The following is an 18,665-nucleotide window of genomic DNA, read 5'->3' as shown; positions in this document are numbered from 1 at the left end:
TGGGTTCCTTTCTCAGGTCTGGGGGGGTCCGCGTCGGGTGCGCTATCAGCGGACGGTGAAGTCCTGGTTGGTGCCCGGCGCGTTCTTGCACGGCCACTGGTCCAGTTGCTGTCCCGCGTTGCCGCCGGCGCCGTAGACGTCGAGGCACAGACCGCTGTTCCGGTTCTGGAAGGCGTAGGTGCCGTCGGACTGGCGCAGGGGCAGCCAGAGTCCGTCGGCCGCCGTGCCGGGAGCCTGCTGGACGATGTCCGGGGTGCCTGCCGCCGTGGAACCGCCGGCGACCGCCACGTCCTGGCCGGAGTTGTGGGCGCGCAGTTCGCCGTAGCCGCCCGAGGCCGGCACGAACTGGAACTGCTGGTTGCCCTGCCCGTTGCAGGTCCACTGGTCGATCGCGGCACCCGCGGCGCCGGAGTCGCCGTACACGTCCAGGCACAAGTTGTCGTCGGCGACCACGAGTTGGTGGTCGCCGTCCGGGAGGCCACCGCCGCCCCCGCCGCCGGAGGCCGGGGTCAGGTAGACGGCGAACGCGTCGTGCGCGGCCTGGAACGTGAACGGCACGGTGATCGAGCCGCCCGAGGCGCTCACGTTCTGGTCGTACACGGTCCGTGGGGCACCGAGCGGTGCCTGGTCCGGGATGCGGTGGACGGTGACGTGCACGCTGCCGGCGTTCGTCAGCCAGGGCAGGGAGGCCAGCCCGTTGAAGGTCACGGACGCGGCGCCGGTGTAGCCGTTCGAATCGCCGATGACGGCCACCGCGCGTTCGGCGGTGGAGTCCTCGGCGGCCGAGATCGCCGTCGACCCGACCTGCCCGGAGGTGTCGACGAGGGTGCCGGTCAGGTCGGCGTAGTCGCGAAGCGCCCACCAGTTGCCGGTCGGCTGCCAGCTGCCGCCGCTCTGGGTGAGCACTCCCGTCAGGTTGGGGGTGACACAGCACACCCAGTTGCCGCGCATCGCGTTGGCGTACCCGGACTGCGCGAACCGCGCCAGGTACCAGGCGGTCACCCCGGCGGTCTGCCGGTCGGCCGGCTGGTACTCGTTCGAGGACAGCGGCAACGCACCGATGCCCGCCGCACCCAGGGCGCCGCGCAGGCTCTGCGCCACGGTGACCGGGTCGTCGACGTCGCCCTCGTTGTGGTTGGTGATCATGTCCGGTACCGTCCCGGCGGCCTTCACGTGCGCGAGCCAGCTCTGCCACTCCCCCGGGTTGCGCTGCGGGGTGAAGGCGAGCGACGGCCCCACGATCTGCGCCGCGGGGGCGATGCGCCGGATCTCCCGGTAGGCGGTGTCCCACATCTGGAAGTACTGGGCGCTGTTCACGCCCCGCGTCCAGAAGACGGAGATATCCGGTTCGTTCCAGATGTCGTAGGAGAACGTCAGCCCCGAGGCCTGGAGCGCTCCCACCGTGGAGTCGATGAAGTTGATCCAGTTGGTGCAGTTGCCGTTGTCGCACGGGTACGTCGTGTTCGACGGCTGGCCGCCGTTCGCGCCGTAGATGTCGCTGACCAGCACCTGGTACTGCGCGTGGTAGGGCGGCCGGGTGAGCCGTTTCGCCTGCGCGATGATCGAGTCGACGTCGGCGCGGGTGGCCGACCCGTACTGGTAGCCGTCCCTGATCCAGCCGCCGGAGAACCATCCGCCGCCGCGGAACGCGTTGATCCCCAGCGGCTGCAGGTACTGGTCCACCGGCTGGCTGCCGTCCTGGCTGATGCCGTACAGGAACCCCTCCCCCACGCCGGTCGACGGTCCACGGGGTGCCGCCAGGTTCACGCTCAGCGAGGTGCCCGAGGCGGCCTGGCTCGGGGCCGTCGACAGCAGCGCCAGCACGAGTGTCAGGACGATGCCGGTCACCAGTGCCAGCCGGCCTGGTCTGGCTCTCACCCTCATGTGATCCTCCAGAGCCGGGGCGGCGCGCGGATGCCGCCGCCCCGGAGTCGGACCCGGGTCGTTCACCGGGTCAGTTCAGCGTCCATTTCTGGTTGGACTGGCCGTTGCAGGTCCACAGCTGTACGGGCGTTCCGTTGGCGGTCGCGGCGCCCGACACGTCCAGGCACAGCCCGGACTGGGCGCCGGTGACGGTGCCGTCGGTGTTGACCGTCCACCGCTGGTTGCTCTGGCCGTTGCAGGTCCAGGTGATGACCTTGGTGCCGGAGCTGGTGCCCTGGCCGGAGGCGTCCAGGCACAGGCGGCTGCCCGCCAGGGAGACGGCCAGCTCACCGGAGGAGCTCAGCGACCACGTCTGGTTCGCCCCGCCGGAGCAGTCCCGGATCTGCGCCTGCGTGCCCGGCGTGGTGGATCCGCCCGGCACCTCCAGGCACTTGCCCGCGCCCACGGCGTGCAGGGCGCCCGTCGTGCCGCCTCCTCCACCGCTTCCCGTCCCGTAGCCGGCGGCGGTGACGGCTGCCTGGACGGCGTTCTCGGTGGCGTCGGAGGGGTAGCCTGCCGTCATCGCGCCTTCGAAGAACTCGCCCTGCCCCGAGGGGCTGTTGTCACCGCCGGTGCCGAGCAGGACGGAGCTGTCGACCTTCATCGGCGAGTAGCCGTTCGGCAGCGGACCGGAGAAGGTCGTGGTCAGGCCTCCGCCGGCGCCGTTTCCGTACTTGAGGGTGAAGTTGCTGGTGCCGTTGTTCTTCAGCCAGGCGCTGACGAACGGGTAGTGCACGCCCTGGTTGTTCGGGTCCTTGTTGGAGCCGGTGTTCGTGTGGAACATGCCGTTCTCCAGGTCGGCCTCGACCCAGGGGCCACTGCCGGTGCAGTTCTTGAACCAGCAGGCGTTGCCCCAGTAGATGGCGTTCATGGTGGCGTTGCCGGTGTCGGTGTGGGAGTTCTCGCCGCTGCCGTAGTCGAAGCAGCACCACTGGTTGGTGTAGTTCGACGAGGTCACCATGTAGATGCCTTCGGGCTGGGCGCCGGTGGCGACGCCGCTCGCGTGGTCGATGCGGTAGCCGACACCAGGGGTGACCTTGACACCGAAGACCTGGTGGCCGGCGGCGGTCACCGGCAGGGCCATGGCGTCGGCGCCCACGTCCGATCCGTTGGGGCCGGGCCCCTTCCAGAAGCCGCCCCAGGAGATCGGCAGGTCGTTGTGCCTGGCGGTCTGGTCGTAGATCTTCGTGATCGTGCACGACGTGCCCGCGCAGAACGACACCTGGGAGGCGCCGTCGGCGTACCCGCCCGCGGCGAGCAGTCCGATGTCGCGGTAGGCGTGGTCGGAGGACCGCTGGATCTGGTACAGCGGCCCGTTGTACGACGCGAAGAGCGCCCTGGTCGTGGAGTGCGCCGTCACGCACGGCGTTCCGCCCGCGGCGTAGATGTCGCACGGGAGCGACGCGTCCGCCGCGGCCAGGGGCGCGGTGTGGTGGGCGGCGGTGGCCGCGTCGGCCCACGGGGCTGTCGCGAACGCCGGTGTGCCCAGCGCGGCGAGGGCCATCACCAGGGCGATCAGGAGCACCGCCGGGAACCGCCTTCGCCGGCGGTCGGTTGCTGGTCCGGGCAAGGAGACCTCCTTCGTGGCGGTGCCGCCGTGCGGCGGCACCGAGGCTGCCGGTGGCCGGAGAGGGGGGCGGGTCATCCCAGCGTCCATCGCTGGCCGGCGGTGCCGTTGCAGGTCTGCAGCTCGACGAGACTGCCGTCAGCCGTGGCCCCTCCCCTGACGCCCAGGCACAGGCCGGACTGGACGCCGGTGATCGTGCCGTTGGAGTTCGGCGTCCACTGCTGGTTGCTCTGCCCGTTGCACTGCCAGATCTCCGCCTTCGTCCCCGGCGTGGTCTGGTTGTCGTAGGCGTCCAGGCACATCTGGCCGCTGCCTGAGTAGACGGTGAGCTGGCCGGAGGCGGAGTGCGTCCAGGTCTGGTTGGCGCCGCCGTTGCAGCTCCAGATCTCCACCTGGGTGCCGGCGGTCGTGGTGGAGTCCGGTACGTCCAGGCACTTGCCCGCGCCGACCGCGTGCAGTTCGCCGGTCACGCCGGTGCCCCCGCCACCGCTGGTGCCGCCCGCGACCCGGTACATCACCGTGCCGTGGGCCGGTACCGAGGCACTGATCGTGCCGGAGGTGGTCGAGGAGGCGCCCGACCACAGGTCGGTCAGGGTGTAGGCGGACGCCCCGGTCTTCCCGATCGCGCCCGCGGTGGTGGTGATGGTCGCCGTGGAGCCCGTCTCGTTGAACAGCGCCACCGACACGTCTCCGCCCGCGAGCGGCTTGGCGAGCACGTCCAGGCCGCCCGAGGACGAGACCATGGTGCCCTGTTTGCCCAGCGAGTCCTGGTCGACCGCGATGACCCGGGAGTTGGTCAGCGTGGACAGGGTGTCCGCACTGGCCGAGGGGATGTTGGTGCCGGCGATCAGCGGCGCGGCCATCTCCGCCCACAGACTGAACTCGCTGCGGCTCTCGGTGGACGTCATCGAGCCGTTGCCGACCTCCAGCATGTCCGGGTCGTTCCAGTGGCCGGGTCCGGCGTAGGAGGCCAGGCCGACGTTGCTGTGGAAGATCGACAGCATGCTGGAGAAGCTCGGGCTGATGTCCCCGGTGGTGCGCCAGCTGTTGCCCACGCCCGCGCCCCAGGTCCAGACGTTCTCCTGGCCCCAGTTGCACAGGCTGAACAGGATCGGGCGGCCGGCGGCCGCCAGGGCGTCCCGCATCGCGGTGTACCGGGTCCTGGCCGGCACGCCGGTGTTGTTGCAGTTGTCGTACTTCAGGTAGTCGACGCCCCACGACGCGAAGGACCGCGCGTCGGTGCTCTCGTGCCCGAGGCTGCCCGGATACCCCGCGCAGGTCGCCGTGCCCGCGTCCTCGTAGATCCCCAGCTTCAGCCCCAGCGAGTGCACGTAGTCCGCGGTGCCCTTGATTCCGTCGGGGAACTTCGCCGGGTCCGGTACCAGGTGGCCGCCCGAGTCACGGTTGTGGGTCATCCAGCAGTCGTCGATGTTGACGTACGCGTAGCCCGCCGCCTGCATGCCGTTGGTGTGCATCGCCTGGGCGGTGGACTTGATCAGCGACTCGGAGACGTTGCAGCCGTAGGCGTTCCAGTCGTTGAAGCCCATCTGCGGGGTCGGGGCGAGCCCGTTGCCGAGCGCGGCGGCGGGCTGTGCCGCGCCGAGGGAGAGCAGGGGGACGGCCACGGTGAGCAGCACGGCCGAGAAGGCGAGCGCCAGGGTTCTGCGCAGGGACGGCAGCGGGGGCAGCGGCCGGAAGCGTCTGGCTTTCGCGGTGGTCGTGGGCATGGGTCATCGACTCCTGGGACGAGTTGCGGAGCGGTGGAATGAGTTCAGCGGTAGCCTGCGGCGGTGATGTCGGCCTGCACCGCGTTGTCGGTCGCGTCGGAGGGGTAGCCGGCGACGATCGCTCCTTCGTAGAAGGTGCCGGCGCTCAGGTTGGCGCCGCCGCCGGGCTTGCAGCAGTCGCCGCCGCTGCCCAGGACGATGGCCCCCTGTTTCTTCATGGGGCTGTATCCGCCGGGGAGCCCGCCGTCCCACAGGGTGGTGAGGCCGCCGGACTGCGCGTTGCCGCCCTTGAGGGCGAACCTCGACGTCCCGTTGTTCTTGAGCATCGCGGTGACGAACTTGCCGGGAAACGGCCGCTGGCCGGTGTTCCATGCCTTGCCGCCGCCGGAGTACAGGCCCCATTCGAGGTCGGCCTGCACCCAGGGGCCGCTTCCCGAGCAGCCGCCGAACCAGCACTCGGTGCCGAAGTTGATCGCGTCCATCGCCCCGGCGGCGTCGGCCTTCCGGTCCGTCTCGCTGTTGCCGTAGTCGAAGCAGCAGCCGCCGTTGACATGGGTGCCGCTGGTCACCATGTACGCCCCTTCGGGCGCGGTGCCGGTCGGTACGCCCGTCAGGTGGCCGTCCCGCCAGTAGCTGTTCCCGGGGTTGATGTACAGCGAGTACGCCTTGTTGCCGCCGGCGGTCAGTGACTCGGAGGTCGCCTTCGCGGGGCTGCTCTGACTCGACCCGGGGACCTGGGCCGATCCCTGGTACCACAGGTCGTTGCCGTGTCCGGACTGATCGCGGACGACCGTGATCACGCACGAGGTGCCCGCGCAGAACGTGTCCTGCGCCGTCGCGTCGGCGAAGCCGCCGGGCGCCAGCACGCCGATGTCCTTGGTGGCGTTGTCCGAGGAGCGCCTGACCTGGTAGAGGGAGCCGTGGTACGAGCCGTACAGCGCCCGCACCGTGCTGTGCGCGGCCACGCACGGGGTACCGCCCGCGGCGTAGAGGTCGCACGGGCCCGACCCGCTGGGCGGGGGCGGAGGGGGAGGTGCCGAGGTGGTCCACTTCTGGTTGCTCTGGCCGTTGCAGGTCCACAGGATGACCGCGGTGCCGTTGCCCGTTCCCGCCCCGCTCACGTCCAGGCAGAATCCGGAGGCGGCACCGGTGACGGACCCGTCGGGGTTCTGTCGCCACACCTGGGTCTGCCGCCCGTCACACGACCGGATGACCGCCGGGGCCCCGGGAGCCGTCCGGTTGTCGTAGGCGTCCACGCACCGGGTGCCGTTCATCGTTCTCAGCTCACCGGCCGACGTGAACTCGAACGCCTGGTTGACCTGGTTGTCGCAGTCCCAGATCTCCAGCGCCGTGCCCGGCGTGTCGACGTTGCCCTTGACGTCCAGGCACCGCCCCGACGCCGGGCTCACCAGGGCTGCCGCCGAGGCCGGCGCCGACCATGTCGGCGCGGTCGCCAGCAGCATGGCCAGCAGCGCCATCACGCATACGGCGGCGGCCGTCGGCAAGCGCGGTGCACGAGTGGCGGGGCCGGCGGGCGGAGCGGATGAAGGCTGCATTCTGTGTCCTCGTATGCGGGGGGGGGAGGGGACGGAGAGTGCCGTGCCTGTCCGAAAGGATTCGGAAGGGGCGTCGTCCGTTCCCGTGAGCGTGCCCTGGAGCACCCACAGGGAACACTCAGACATCCCATGTCACCTAGTGATCCCATAGGCCCAACTCGCTGTCAATAGACCTGACTTGGCGACTGCACACCTGATCCATCCCATGTCTTTTCGCTGGTCAGGGCGCTCTGAGGGCATGCCGGAACCCGCGTCCGGCGACGGCCGCCGTGCCGGGCGCGGGTGTTCGTTGCCGGCGCCGTCTACCTCACCTGAGGTTCCAGTGCTGGTTGGCGCCCCCGTTGGAGTCCCAGACCTGTACGGGGCTCCCGTTGGCGCCCTGCCCGGCCGGGACTTCCAGCGCCCGGCCGGAGGCGACGTTGGTCAGGGTGTACGAGCCGTCGCCGTCGAGGCTCGCCCGCCAGTGCTGGTTCGCGCCGCCGTTGGCGTCCCAGATCTCCATCCGCGTTCCGTTGCCGGTCTGGCCACCCGGCTCGTCCAGGACCCGTCCGCTTCCGACATTGGTCAGGGTGTAGGAACCATCGCTGTTCTGGTTCGCCCGCCACTGCTGGTTCGCAGCGCCGCTGGCGTCCCAGACCTGCAGGGGCGTGCCGTTGCCCGTCTGCCCGGCCGGGACGTCCAGCGCCCGGCCCGCGGCGACGTCGGTCAGCGAGTACACCGCTCCCGAGACGATGCCGCCCGGGTTCCCCGTCCCGCCACCGCCCAGCGCGGACAGGACGGCTCCGTAGGCGGGCTTCTTGTTCCCGCCCCCGTCGAACAGCAGCGGGTTCTCCCCCGTCCGCCAGGAGTCGCTGTCCCGGATCCCCCACACCGTGATGCCGGTGCAGCGGGCGACGTTCATGCACGCCTGGACGGTGTTCGCGTACGCCGTCGCCGGTGCCTGGGCGATGTCCAGCTCGGTGATCTGTACGTCCACGCCGAGCGCGGCGAAGTTGGACAGCGTGGTCTGGAAGCTCGCGGGCGGTCCGCCGGCGCCGAAGTGGGACTGGAAGCCGACGCAGTCGATGGGCACGCCCCGCGCCTTGAAGTCGCGCACCATGTTGTAGACGCCCTGGGTCTTGGCGTCGGTCCAGTTCTCGATGCTGTAGTCGTTGTAGCAGAGCTTGGCCGAGGGGTCGGCGGCCCGCGCGGTGCGGAAGGCCTCCTCGATGAAGCCGTTGCCGAGCACGTTCTGGAAGACCGAGCTGCGGTGCTGGCCGCTGCCGCCGTCGGCGAAGGCCTCGTTGACCACGTCCCAGGCGTAGATCCGGCCCTTGAAGTGGTTCATCTCGGAGGTGATGTGATTGTCCATCACACTGCGCAGGGTGTTCGCGTCGTTGATGGACTGGACCCAGCCGGGCAGCTGGGAGTGCCAGACCAGCGTGTGGCCGCGCATCCGCTGCCCGTGCGCGGTGGCGTGGTTGACGATCTGGTCGGCGGGCCCGAAGTTGAAGTTGCCGCGGGACGGTTCGGTGGTGTCCCACTTCATCTCGTTCTCCGGGGTGATCATGTTGAACTCCCGGTCGAGAATGGTGGAGTACGTCGAGTCGCCGAGCTTCCCGGCGGCCACGGCCGTACCGAAGTAGCGGCCGCTGTCGGCCGCTGCCGCGCCCAGCGTGCCGGAGGCCGCGTGTGCGGCGGGGTTCGCCGGGCCGGCCAGAGCCAGTGCCGTGCCCGCTGCCAGTACGGCGGCCAGTACCAGGGCCTTGCGCGGGCGGGGCTCTTCGTTGAGCCAGGACATGACGGATCATTCTCCTTGTGTGGGGGGTCGGGCACCGGCCACGAGTCGGTGCCCGGGTCGAGTCGGGCCGGTCAGAGAGCCGAACCGACCGGCAGCGCGCTCCACTGCTGGTTGGCCGCGCCGTTGCAGTCCCACAGGACCAGTTGCGTGCCGTCGGTGGTGGATGCGCGGGGGTCGTCGAGGCAGCGGCCGGAGGCCGGGTTGCGGTAGCCGCCGTTGTACGCCTGCCATTGCTGGTTGCTGCCGCCGTTGCAGTCCCAGATCTCGATCCCGGTGCCGTTGGCGGTGCCGAGGCCGGTGGCGTCGAGGCACTTGCCGAGCGCCCGAAGGGTGCCGTCGGAGTGCGCGGACCACTGCTGAGCCTCGGCGCCGTTGCAGCCCGCGATGTCGACGGCCGTCCCGTTGGCGCTGTTGCCGCCGTTCACGTCCAGGCACTTTCCCGCGACTCCGGAGCGCACCTCGGCGCCCGTGGGAACCGGCGGCTTGATCCAGCCCGCCGCGTCGGCGGCCTGCACCCCCGCGTGGAAGGCGTCCGCCATCTTGCGGAAGCCGTTGTCGTTGGGGTGCAGGGCGTCGGAGAGGTCCGCGCTGGTCAGCGCGCTCATGTCCACCAGGCGTACGTGCTTGCCGGCGGCCTGTTCGGCCTGGACGATGCCGGGGATCTTGGCGTTGAACGCGGGCCGGTTGGCCTCGTCACTGCCACTGGTGGAGACGATGACGGTGCCGACGAGGACGGTCGCGTCGGGGGCGTCGCGGGTGATCTGGTCGATGAGCGCGTGGAGCCGGTCGGGCGCCGTCGGGATCTGGTAGTTGCCGTTGAGGTCGTTGGTGCCGATCTCCAGGGTGATCACGTTGGGGCGGTAGCGGGCCAGCACGGAGTCGGCGATGCCGGCGATCTGGTCGATCCGCCAGCCGGAATGTCCTTCGTTGTCCGGGTCGGACATGGTGCCGTTGCGGCCCGAACCGACGAAGTCCAGGGTGTGACCGTCGGCCGCCAGTCGGTTCCCCAGGAAGGCGCGGTAGCTGTTCCCGGACGGGCTGCCGACGCCCCAGGTGATCGAGTCGCCCAACGGCATCAGCCGCAGGGCGGTGGGCGCGGCGGCGGCCCGTACGGTGGAGGGCGGCGCCCCGGTGCCGGTGGCGGCCGCCGCGGGCAACGCGGTGCCGGCACCGATCGCGGCCGTCAGCGCGGCGGCCAGGAGTGCCGAGTGCTTCTTCATCTGCGTTCCTCACTGGTGCGGGACAGTGGGTGGGGGTGAACGAGCTGGGAGCCCTCGTCGAGATACGGCGCGGTGGTGCGCCGGTTGTCGTACGTCGGAGCCGGTCAGGTCGTGTCCGGGCAGGTCAGCTGAGGCTCCATTGCTGGTTGGACTGGCCGTTGCACGGCCAGAGTTCGGCCAGGGCGCCGTCGGCCGTGGAGGCGCCGGTGACGTCGAGGCAGAGGCCTGACTGGACGCCCGTGACAGTGCCGTCGGAGTTCACCTGCCACTGCTGGTTGGCGCCGCCGTTGCAGGGCCAGGTCACCACCTTGGTGCCGGCGGAGGTCTGGTTGTCGTACGCGTCCAGGCACATCTGGCTGCTGCCGCTGTATACGGTCAGCTGGTTGGAGGAGGTGCGGGTCCAGGCCTGGTTGGCGCCGCCGCTGCAGTCCCAGATCTGCAGCTGCGTACCGGCCGTGGTGGACGAGTTCGGCACGTCCAGGCATTTGCCCGCGCCCACCGCGTGCAGCGCGCCGGTGCTCGTCCCGCCCCCGGAGGAATTGCTGTATCCGGCCGCGGTGATGTTGGCCTGGACGGCGTTCTCGGTGGCGTCCGACGGGTAGCCGGAGGTCATCACGCCCTCGTAGAACGTGCCTTGGGCGCCCTTGCTGTTGTCGCCGCCGGTGCCCAGGATGATGGCCCCCTGCTTGCGCATCGGGTTGTAGCCCGAGACGTTGGGGCGCGGACCGTCGTAGAAGGTGGACAGGCCACCGGACTGCGCGTTGCCGCCGCGGATCGCCCAGTGGTTCGCCCCGCCTTTGATGATGGCGGTCGTGTACCGGTAGTTGATCGTCGGATCGCCGGCGTTGTAGTGCTGGTTGACCCCGGAGAACAGTCCGTTCTCCAGGTCGGCCATGATCCAGGGGCCGTTGCCGCTGCCGTAGCCCCAGACCCGGATGTTGCCGAAGTAGATGGCTTCCATCGTGCCGTTGCCGTCGTCGTTGCTGTTCGTTTCGGCGTTGCCGTAGTCGAAGCAGCAGCCGCCGTTGTAGTGCGTGCCGTCGAAGATCGCGTACATGCCCTCGGCGTTGTCCCCGGTGGCGATGCCGTTGGTGTGGTTGTTCCGGTAGCCGGTGCCCTGTGCCACATAGACGCCGTAGGCCTTGTGGCCGCCCACCGTGGTGGGCGCGGAGGTCGCGTTCGCGAGGTTGTCGGGGCCGCCCGCGGCACCGCCCCCGGGCGCCTGGGTGAGGTTGTTGCCGCGCCCGGACTGGTCGTAGATGATCGTGATCAGGCAGGTCGTCCCGGAGCAGAACGAGTCCTGGGCGGTGGCGTCGGCGTACCCGCCCGCGCTCACGACGCCGATGTTCCGGGTGGTGTTGTCCGAGGCGCGCCGCACCTGGTACAGAGGCCCGTTGTACGAGGCGTACAACGCCCGTGTCGTGCTGTGCGCCGCCACGCAGGGTGTGCCGCCGGCCGCGTAGATGTCGCACGGCCCGGAGGTGTCGGCTCGGGCCGTGCCCGCCGTGGCCGTGGCGCCGGCCAGCGTTCCGGCCACCAGCAGGGCCGCGGCCCCCGCACGGACGAACACTTTCGACCGCGAGCCGGGCGGCGGAGGGACTTGTGCCCGGTACGGCGCATCGTCCGGCCTGTCACGACGTCGTACCGCCGCGATTAGCCGTCGCACGCCACCGCGCCCGGACAGCAGGTGGCGTCCTTCACGTACGGTTCCCATCCGATCTCCTACCTGCAGACGCGACCCGATCGGGTCGTGTGGGGGGCGCTGACATTCCGGAAGCGCTTCGAGGTGCTGTGTGTGCAGTGAGATTGCAGAGAGGTTTCGGGGGGAGACGGTGCACCCGGCTTCACTGGCTGTCAAGGGTCTGAGAACTGTTGTCGCGAACTGTGTCGCGGAATCGGTTCGACGGCCGATTACCGCTGCTCGGGACCGACGACCGCTCGAAAGCTTTCGATGCCGAGGGCACCCGGGTCGGGGCGTGGCCCCCGGCGGAGTGGTGGGCCGCGCGGGCAGGGCCGACGGCCGGGTCCGGCTCGCCGGCTTCCTCCACATCATGCCTGTGAGCAGGGATGCAGCGTCTAGCGGATACGAGGGAGAGCCGGTCCGCGACAGCACCGGGTGAAGCGGCGGGGCCTCGGCCCGCGCGTCGGGGTCGCTTTCGCCGCGCGATGGGCCGTTGACCCCGTACTCCCCCGGTCGTACCATCCCGTCGAAGCGCTTCCGTGGAATCGGTTCGCACCGGGCTCGGAGCGCCTTGATCCCCTTGCTCAAGATCTTGATTCGCGCAAGCTATCCTGTCGATCCGCGGGTGGGATCTTGGGGAGCTGCATGAACATCGGGGAGATCGCTCGGCGCGCCGGCGTGTCACGCAGCACGGTGTCCTACGCGCTCAGCGGCAAACGACCCGTCGCGAGCAGCACCCGGAGACGTATCCAGGACGTGATCAACGAGTTGGGGTACCGCCCCAACGCGACCGCGAGGGCCCTGAAGGAGGGCCGCACCCGGACGATCGGTCTCGTCATCCCGCCGGCCGGCAAACGGCTCACCCACATGCAGCTGGACTTCGTCGCCAGTGTGGTCGACGCCGCCGCCCGGGTCGACCTGGACGTGCTGCTGTCCCCTTCCGGCGGGGATCACGACCGCTCCTTCGAGCGGTTGGTCTCGGAGAGCCGCGTGGACGGTGTCATCCTGATGGAGATCCTCCTGGAGGACCCTCGGGTGGGCCATCTGCGGGACGCCGGACTGCCCTTCGTCGGCATCGGGCACACGGCCGGCGACCAGCAGATGTCCTGGATCGACGTCGACTACGCCGGCTTGGTCCAGCACTGTGTGCGGCACCTCGCCGACCTGGGGCACCGCCGAGTGGCTCTGATCACTCGATCCGCCGAACTCGTCGCGGCCGGCTACGGTCCGGCGCGCAGGGCCAGAGACGGTTTCGAGGCCGCCGTGGCCGAGCGTGGCCTCGACGGCATCGAGGTGCCGTGCGGGGACGACGCCCGCTCGGGTCAGGCCTGCGTCGAGGCGCTCCTGCGCAGCCATCCGGATCTCACCGCTGTCACCACCATCAACGAGGCCGCCCTGCCCGGCATCCAGCGCGCGCTGGCGGACACCGGCCTCCAGGTGCCGTACGACTTCTCCATCACCGGAGTGGCGGCCAAGACGTGGGCCGAGGACTTCCGTCCGCCGCTCACGGCAGCGGACGTACCGGCCGTGGAAATGGGCGATCAAGCCGTTTCCCTGCTGGTGGAACGCATCACCACGCCGGACACCCCGCCTCGGCACATCCTGTTGACCCCGCCGATCTCGCTGCGCTCCAGCACGGCCGCCGCCCGCACCGGTCGGCGGGCGTGAGTCAACGGCGCGGCGCGCCGAGCCGGGCGGAGGGTCCAGGCCGGGGCTGACTTTTGCCACTGGCTCGGATGAGTACGCCGTCCTGGCGACGGCCATCGGCACGATCCGGCACCGGGGAGTGAGCACTCCGCCCCCGGACGCCGTCGAAGGCAAGGACGTGCGGCAGAGCCGGCGCCACCAGTCGCGGAAGCAACTGACCGCGAGGTGAAGGTCGGTGGAGAAACGGAATCCAGTGCCCGTGGAAGAGGTGAAGAAACCAGGGAAATCGACTGTGTGTTTGCCCGTTGGCCGGGCACCTGGAGCGACGGAGGTTGATAACTATGGTTCCCCTGCTTCTCGTTCTGCTGCTGGCTCTGATCCTCTTCGGCGCGGGTTTCGCGCTGAAGGCACTGTGGTGGATCGCCGTCGTGGTGCTGATCGTCTGGCTGCTCGGCTTCGTCGTGCGAACGGCGGATACCGGCGGCCGCAAGGGCCGCTGGTATCGCTGGTGACCCACCCGACGGCAGTCAGCCCGTGGGCCCCGGGAGAACCCGGGGCCCACGGGCATGTCCCGCGCGGTGAGGACGTTTTCGCCGAGACCGGCCGGACAGGACCTACACGATCAGGGCGGGCAGCGAGCGGTGGCCGTTGGAGATGAAGGAGCCGACGGGCTCCAACTCACCCTCGGGCACCGCGAGCCGCAGGGCCGGGAAACGGTCGAAGAGCGCCGGAAGCGCGATGCGCGCCTCCAAACGGCCCAGCGGGGCGCCGAGGCAGTGGTGCACGCCGTAACCGAAGGCGAGGTGTTCCTTGTCGGCGCGGGTGACGTCGAAACGGTCGGCGTCCTTCCCGTGATGCTCGGGGTCGCGGCCGGCGGCGGCGTACGCGGCGAGGATCGCCTCGCCCTTGCCGATCACCGTGCCCTCCGGCCCGCCCAGTGTGCCGAGATCGAGGTCCTCCACGGCGTAGCGCAGCGGCAGGCTGGCGACCGGCGCGTCCCACCGCAGTGTCTCCTCGACCACATCGTCCCAGGTGGCGTGTCCGGCGCGCAGCCGTGCGAGCTGTTCGGGGTGGGTGAGCAGCGCGTGGATGGCGTTGTCGATGAGGTTGACCGTGGTCTCGTGGCCGGCGCTCACCATCAGGACCAGGGTGTCGAGCAGTTCCTGTTCGCTCAGCCGGGTGCCGCCCTCCTCGTCACGGGCGGCGATGAGGCCGGAGGTCAGGTCGTCGCCGGGCGACTCCCGCTTGGCCGCGACCAGTTCGGCGAGCACGACGTACAACCGCTCGTAGGCGGCGGTCATCTCGCCCGGGTCGGCGGAGGTGTCGAAGATCCGGTCCACCAGCCGCCGCAGCTCCGGCCCCCGTTCCTCGGGCAGGCCGAACAGTTCGCTGATCACCTGGATCGGCAGTGGGTAGCAGAGTTCCTCGCGCAGGTCGACGGCACGGGAGTCACGGCCGGCCTCCTCGATCCCGTCGAGGAGTTTCCTGGTGATCTCCTCGATACGCGGCTGGAGGGCGGCCGTCCGGCGGGCGGTGAACGCCTTGGAGACAAGGACGCGCAGGCGCTTGTGGTCCCCGCCGTACGCGGTGAACATGTTCTGCACCGCGACCCAGGTGAACAGCGGCCACTGCGGGGTGATCTCCCCGGCCATGAAACGGGCCCAGTGCTGCCGGGGGTCCTTGGACACGCGCGGATCGGTGAGCAGTCGCTTGAGCAGGGCGGGACTGCTCACCGCCCAGGCCTCGACACCGCCGGGCAGCGCCACCCGGGCCGCCGGCCCGCTCTCGCGTATACGGGCGGCTTCCTCGTGGATGTCACGGCCGCTCGCATCTATGACTAAGGGGCTCGGGTTCCCCATCGGGAGCCTCCCGGTTGCTCGGACGTCGATACGGCAGTCACGCTACGCGGTGGTCATGTGCGGCAGCCAGATCGCGTGCCGTGCGCCGTCCCGTCCCAGTCGTTCGCCTTGATCGTTTTCATGGTGAGGCGGGATTCGGGACGCAGGACGGCGGCCGGACCACTGGGCGCCGACGGACGCGTTGCACACAGCGTGGTTACCGTCTCGTTAAGTGGTCACCGCTTGACGCCGGTGGCTGCCTCCGCGTTGGCTTCTCAGTCACCTGGGTCGCGCTGTTGCACCCTCACCGGTCAAGCACCAGAAGTGAGCACCCTCATGCGTCGTATCGCCGTATCCGTGGCCGTGCCCGCACTGGCCGTTTCGCTGGCCGCGTGCGGGGTGTTCGGCGGGTCGGTGAACAGCGTCAAGGCGAGGCCGGCCAAGGGCAACGACGTCACCGTGGGGTTGCTGCTGCCGGACACGGCGACCAGCCGGTACAACAAGTTCAACTACCCCATCGTCAAGGACAAGGTCGCCGAACTGACCGGTGATCGGGGCAAGGTTGAGTACGCCAACGCCGAGGCCAGCGGGGACAAACAGTACGCGCAGATGCAGAAGATGATCGATGACAAGGTCGACGTCATCCTGCTCGACGCCGTCGACTCGCACGCCATCGCCTACGAGGTGAGGAAGGCCAAGGAAGCGGGCATCCCGGTCATCGCCTACGACCGGCTCGCCGAGGGTCCGATCGACGCCTACGTCTCCTTCGACAACGAACTGGTCGGCGAGGTGCAGGGCCGCTCGCTGCTGCAGGCGCTGGGCTCGAGGGCCGGCACCTCCACCAAGATCGTCATGATCAACGGTTCGCCCATCGACCCAAACGCCAAGCAGTTCAAGGAGGCGGCACTTTCCCAGCTCAAGGGCAAGGTGACGATCGCCAGGTCCTACGACACCGCGGACTGGAATCCGCAGTTCGCCCAGACCGACATGACCGACGCGATCAACGCGATCGGAAAGGACAACATCGCCGGCGTCCTCTCCGCCGACGACGACATGGTGGCCGGCATCATCAAGGCCCTGAAGGCCGCGGGCGTCACGCCCCTGCCCCCGATCACCGGTCAGGACGCCACGCTCGACGCCGTGCGGCGGATCGTCTCCGGTGAGCAGTACATGAGCGTGTACAAGTCCTACCCGGCGGAGGCGGAGGACGCCGCGGAGATGGCCATCGACAAAGTCCAGGGCAAGGACGTGGAGTTCGACTCCCTCACCCAGGACAAGGTCAGCAGCCCCACCACCAAGGACGTCCCGAGCCAGCTCGTCCCGGTGGTCGCGCTGACGAAGGACAACATCAAGGACACGGTCGTCGCCGACGGTCTCTACAAGCTGTCCGACATCTGCACCGCCGAGTACGAGTCGGACTGCGCGGCGCTCGGACTCAAGTGAGGCCTGGCGTACCGGCACTTGACGCACATGGCTAGCCTGCCACGCATTAGACACATGTTCGCGCACGTGCGACGCCTGTTGGGCCTCTCGTGCCCAGTGGCGCTCGCGGCGACGCTCCTGGTGCCCATGCAGTCCCCAGGGCCTCTCCGGCTCGCACGACGCCACCGACGACGGCCGCTACGACAGCCGTCATCTCTACGTGGCCTCCTGGTACCTGGGCAAGTACACCTGCACGGCTTCCAGTGCGGCACGGCGGCTCTCCCGGGTCCTGTCGTACCGGATCGGTGAGTCGCTGCTGGAATGCCCGGCCCGCGGCGGTGTCTCAATCCGCCGTGGCCAGCTCCACCGCCGACACCACGTCGGCCCGGGTCGGCGCGCCGGTGGCGCGGCGCACGACGCGGCCGACGCGGTCGAGGACGAAGACGGTCGGTGTGCGCATCACCTCGAGGCGACGGACCAGGTCGAGCCGCGTCTCGGCGTCGATCTCCACATGGCGTACGCCGGGCGTCCCGGCGGCCACGCCGGCCAGCAGGCGACGGGTGCCGGGGCAGGTCGCGCACAGGGCCGTCGAGAACTGCACCAGTGTCGCCCGCTCGCCGAGCGCGACTCCCAGTTCGTCGGCGGTCAGACGCGGGGCGTCGCCCCGGCCGCCGTCGCGCAGCCTGCCGTCGCGACGGGCACGGACCAGCCCGAAGACGGTCGCTGCCACCAGTGCGACGGCGGCCACGATCAGCCCGGTCGGATCGCTCACGACGACCTCACCCGTGGCTCAGCCGGGCCCGGCCGCGGACGGCGACCAGGTAGAGCTCGCAGCCCAGGCAGTAGCCGAAGGCGGCGTTCAGAAAGGCCGCGGCGAGTGCCGCCGCGCTCGCCGCGATGCCGAGCCAGGTGGCACCGGACAGGTAGCCCGCCGCGCCGACGACCGCGAAGCCCAGGCCGACCGCCTGCGCGAAACGCGGTGGCCGCTCGTCCTCGAGCTCCCGCGGCGGCCCGAGTCGGGGACGCACCAGCCGGCGGTAGAGCCAGCCGTACGGGGACCAGCGCAGTCCTAGAATCGCCCCGAGGGCGAAGACGACGGCCTGCGCCGCGAGCAGCACGCCGCTGCCGGTGGCCAGGACCAGCAGGAGGACGAGGGTGGTGAGGGCGGCGGCGAAGCGCGGCCCGCGCGGGTCGATTCGGACGGGCACACGGGAGGTGCGGTCAGGCATGGCGAACTCCGGGACGATACGAACGGTTCCTGGGGAATCGGGCGCGCGGTCAGCGACACGCGGCGGACCACACCCGACCGAAGTCGATGTGAGCCCTGATGACCAGGAACGTCGCGGAGTACATGTCGCCATTGCAGCAGTCACCCCCGCCGTGGTCAATCACCGCCCACCTGCCGGACATACGGGCGGGTCGAAGCGACCGACGGGGGGCCGGGTGGATGTCACCGAGCGCGAGCTGACGGACCCCTGGGAAGGCGTCCTGGCCGCTCCCGTCGCCGGCGGTGACATCGGTGTGCTGGTCCTGGCGGGGTCCAGCGGGCGCATCGAACGGGAGAGGGTCCGGCTGCTCGCCCGGCAGGGCATGACGACCCTGTCGATCCGCTGGTTCGGTGGGCCGGGGCAGTCCCCGGGGATCTGCGAGATCCCGTTGGAGACGTTCACCGCCGCTGTGGACTTCCTCCGCTCGCACGGGGCGCGGCGCATCGGCGTCCTGGGCACTTCCAAGGGGGCTGAGGCGGCTCTGCTCACCGCGGTGCACGATGCGCGCGTGGACGCTGTCGTCGCGATGTCGCCCACGGCGCGGGTCTGGTGCAACGTCGGACCGGGGCGTGACGGAACACAGCACCCTTGTCGATCGTCCTGGACCTGGCGGGGGCGGGCGCTTCCTTTCGTCCCCATGGACGACTCCTGGACCCCCGCCGAGGCGGACGGTGAGCCGGTCGCCATCCGTGGGTGGTACGAACTGAGCGAGCGGACGTTTGCCGGACTGCTCCCCGCGGCGGGGATCCCCGTGGAGACCGCGCGGGCGGATCTGCTGCTGGTGGCGGGCGGCGACGACGCGATGTGGCCGTCTCTTCCCTTCGCCGAGCAGCTGGCCCGACGCCGGCGCTCGGCCGGGGCCACGGTGCGTCTGATCGCCCGCCACGACGCCGGCCACCGGCCCCGTTTTCCCGACGAGAGCCCGGCGTCGCCCTCCCCGCGCTTCCGGTACGGGGGCACACCCGAGGCGGACGCGCTTCTGGGGGCGGCCGCCTGGCCGCACGTACTCGACATGCTCCGCGGCGGGGGCTGACCC

Annotated in this window: 13 protein-coding genes and 1 pseudogene; 4 read left to right on the top strand and 10 right to left on the bottom strand. The window is 70.2% G+C overall.

The genetic code is table 11. The annotated features are described in order from the left end of the window. Positions 1–45: 45 nt before the first annotated feature. The 7 genes and pseudogenes from ACFYMM_RS37425 to ACFYMM_RS37395 all read right to left on the bottom strand — a co-directional run bounded on the left by ACFYMM_RS37425 (position 46) and on the right by ACFYMM_RS37395 (position 11,487). A complete protein-coding gene (locus ACFYMM_RS37425; RefSeq protein WP_388395431.1) occupies positions 46–1,884 on the bottom strand; it encodes an RICIN domain-containing protein in 1,839 nt (612 codons plus the stop codon). Positions 1,885–1,954: 70 nt separating this feature from the next. Then, complete coding sequence (locus ACFYMM_RS37420) at positions 1,955–3,493, bottom strand: arabinofuranosidase catalytic domain-containing protein (protein WP_388395429.1); 1,539 nt, start codon at positions 3,491–3,493, stop codon at positions 1,955–1,957. 71 nt (positions 3,494–3,564) lie between these two features. Further along, a complete protein-coding gene (locus ACFYMM_RS37415; protein WP_388395426.1) occupies positions 3,565–5,217 on the bottom strand; it encodes a glycoside hydrolase family 27 protein in 1,653 nt (550 codons plus the stop codon). Between the two features lie 44 nt (positions 5,218–5,261). Next, the gene (locus tag ACFYMM_RS37410; RefSeq protein ID WP_388395486.1) at positions 5,262–6,695 is read right to left on the bottom strand and encodes an arabinofuranosidase catalytic domain-containing protein; all 1,434 of its coding nucleotides are present in this window, start codon (positions 6,693–6,695) and stop codon (positions 5,262–5,264) included. A 388-nt stretch (positions 6,696–7,083) separates the two neighbouring features. Continuing rightward, a pseudogene (locus tag ACFYMM_RS37405) lies at positions 7,084–8,553 on the bottom strand (endo-1,4-beta-xylanase); the annotation flags it as partial. A 71-nt stretch (positions 8,554–8,624) separates the two neighbouring features. Then, positions 8,625–9,773, bottom strand: a complete 1,149-nt coding sequence (locus ACFYMM_RS37400; protein WP_388395423.1) for a ricin-type beta-trefoil lectin domain protein — start codon at positions 9,771–9,773, stop codon at positions 8,625–8,627. Between the two features lie 124 nt (positions 9,774–9,897). Continuing rightward, the gene (locus tag ACFYMM_RS37395) at positions 9,898–11,487 is read right to left on the bottom strand and encodes an arabinofuranosidase catalytic domain-containing protein (protein WP_388395420.1); all 1,590 of its coding nucleotides are present in this window, start codon (positions 11,485–11,487) and stop codon (positions 9,898–9,900) included. A 612-nt stretch (positions 11,488–12,099) separates the two neighbouring features. Between ACFYMM_RS37395 and ACFYMM_RS37390 the strand changes: the two genes are divergently transcribed. Together ACFYMM_RS37390 and ACFYMM_RS37385 are read left to right on the top strand one after the other, a co-directional pair. Further along, positions 12,100–13,122, top strand: coding sequence for a LacI family DNA-binding transcriptional regulator (locus ACFYMM_RS37390; RefSeq protein WP_388395417.1), 1,023 nt, complete (start codon positions 12,100–12,102; stop codon positions 13,120–13,122). A 320-nt stretch (positions 13,123–13,442) separates the two neighbouring features. Next, positions 13,443–13,613 carry a hydrophobic protein gene (locus tag ACFYMM_RS37385; RefSeq protein ID WP_388395415.1) on the top strand — a complete coding sequence of 57 codons (171 nt, stop codon included), beginning with the start codon at positions 13,443–13,445 and terminating at the stop codon, positions 13,611–13,613. Positions 13,614–13,715: 102 nt separating this feature from the next. Here the strand turns inward: ACFYMM_RS37385 and ACFYMM_RS37380 are convergent, their stop codons facing one another. Beyond that, a complete protein-coding gene (locus ACFYMM_RS37380; protein WP_388395413.1) occupies positions 13,716–14,960 on the bottom strand; it encodes a cytochrome P450 in 1,245 nt (414 codons plus the stop codon). Between the two features lie 315 nt (positions 14,961–15,275). Between ACFYMM_RS37380 and ACFYMM_RS37375 the strand changes: the two genes are divergently transcribed. Further along, a complete protein-coding gene (locus ACFYMM_RS37375) occupies positions 15,276–16,382 on the top strand; it encodes a sugar ABC transporter substrate-binding protein (RefSeq protein ID WP_388395483.1) in 1,107 nt (368 codons plus the stop codon). A 322-nt stretch (positions 16,383–16,704) separates the two neighbouring features. On the opposite strand, the gene ACFYMM_RS37370 is transcribed toward ACFYMM_RS37375, so the two are convergent. Both ACFYMM_RS37370 and ACFYMM_RS37365 read right to left on the bottom strand, forming a co-directional pair. Then, positions 16,705–17,133 carry a thioredoxin family protein gene (locus ACFYMM_RS37370; protein WP_388395410.1) on the bottom strand — a complete coding sequence of 143 codons (429 nt, stop codon included), beginning with the start codon at positions 17,131–17,133 and terminating at the stop codon, positions 16,705–16,707. A gap of 7 nt (positions 17,134–17,140) precedes the next feature. Beyond that, the gene (locus ACFYMM_RS37365) at positions 17,141–17,590 is read right to left on the bottom strand and encodes a DUF4395 domain-containing protein (protein ID WP_388395408.1); all 450 of its coding nucleotides are present in this window, start codon (positions 17,588–17,590) and stop codon (positions 17,141–17,143) included. 214 nt (positions 17,591–17,804) lie between these two features. Here ACFYMM_RS37365 and ACFYMM_RS37360 point away from each other — a divergent pair, with 214 nt between their 5' ends. Then, on the top strand, positions 17,805–18,662 hold the full coding sequence (locus ACFYMM_RS37360; protein ID WP_388395406.1) for an acyl-CoA thioester hydrolase/BAAT C-terminal domain-containing protein: 858 nt from the start codon (positions 17,805–17,807) through the stop codon (positions 18,660–18,662). The last annotated feature ends 3 nt before the right edge of the window (positions 18,663–18,665 follow it).

This window comes from Streptomyces sp. NPDC006739 (assembly GCF_042869815.1).
Classification (GTDB): Bacteria; Actinomycetota; Actinomycetes; order Streptomycetales; family Streptomycetaceae; genus Streptomyces.
This window is presented reverse-complemented; position numbering and strand designations above follow the sequence as displayed.

What these genes read in the sequence shown, in the direction of transcription:
- ACFYMM_RS37390 (WP_388395417.1), top strand. Translation starts at nt 12,100, where the DNA reads ATGAACATCGGGGAGATCGCTCGGCGCGCCGGCGTGTCACGCAGCACG.
- ACFYMM_RS37410 (WP_388395486.1), bottom strand. Translation starts at nt 6,695, where the DNA reads ATGGCGCTGCTGGCCATGCTGCTGGCGACCGCGCCGACATGGTCGGCG.
- ACFYMM_RS37400 (WP_388395423.1), bottom strand. Translation starts at nt 9,773, where the DNA reads ATGAAGAAGCACTCGGCACTCCTGGCCGCCGCGCTGACGGCCGCGATC.
- ACFYMM_RS37380 (WP_388395413.1), bottom strand. Translation starts at nt 14,960, where the DNA reads ATGGGGAACCCGAGCCCCTTAGTCATAGATGCGAGCGGCCGTGACATC.
- ACFYMM_RS37425 (WP_388395431.1), bottom strand. Translation starts at nt 1,884, where the DNA reads ATGAGGGTGAGAGCCAGACCAGGCCGGCTGGCACTGGTGACCGGCATC.
- ACFYMM_RS37395 (WP_388395420.1), bottom strand. Translation starts at nt 11,487, where the DNA reads ATGGGAACCGTACGTGAAGGACGCCACCTGCTGTCCGGGCGCGGTGGC.
- ACFYMM_RS37365 (WP_388395408.1), bottom strand. Translation starts at nt 17,590, where the DNA reads ATGCCTGACCGCACCTCCCGTGTGCCCGTCCGAATCGACCCGCGCGGG.
- ACFYMM_RS37385 (WP_388395415.1), top strand. Translation starts at nt 13,443, where the DNA reads ATGGTTCCCCTGCTTCTCGTTCTGCTGCTGGCTCTGATCCTCTTCGGC.
- ACFYMM_RS37375 (WP_388395483.1), top strand. Translation starts at nt 15,276, where the DNA reads ATGCGTCGTATCGCCGTATCCGTGGCCGTGCCCGCACTGGCCGTTTCG.
- ACFYMM_RS37415 (WP_388395426.1), bottom strand. Translation starts at nt 5,217, where the DNA reads ATGCCCACGACCACCGCGAAAGCCAGACGCTTCCGGCCGCTGCCCCCG.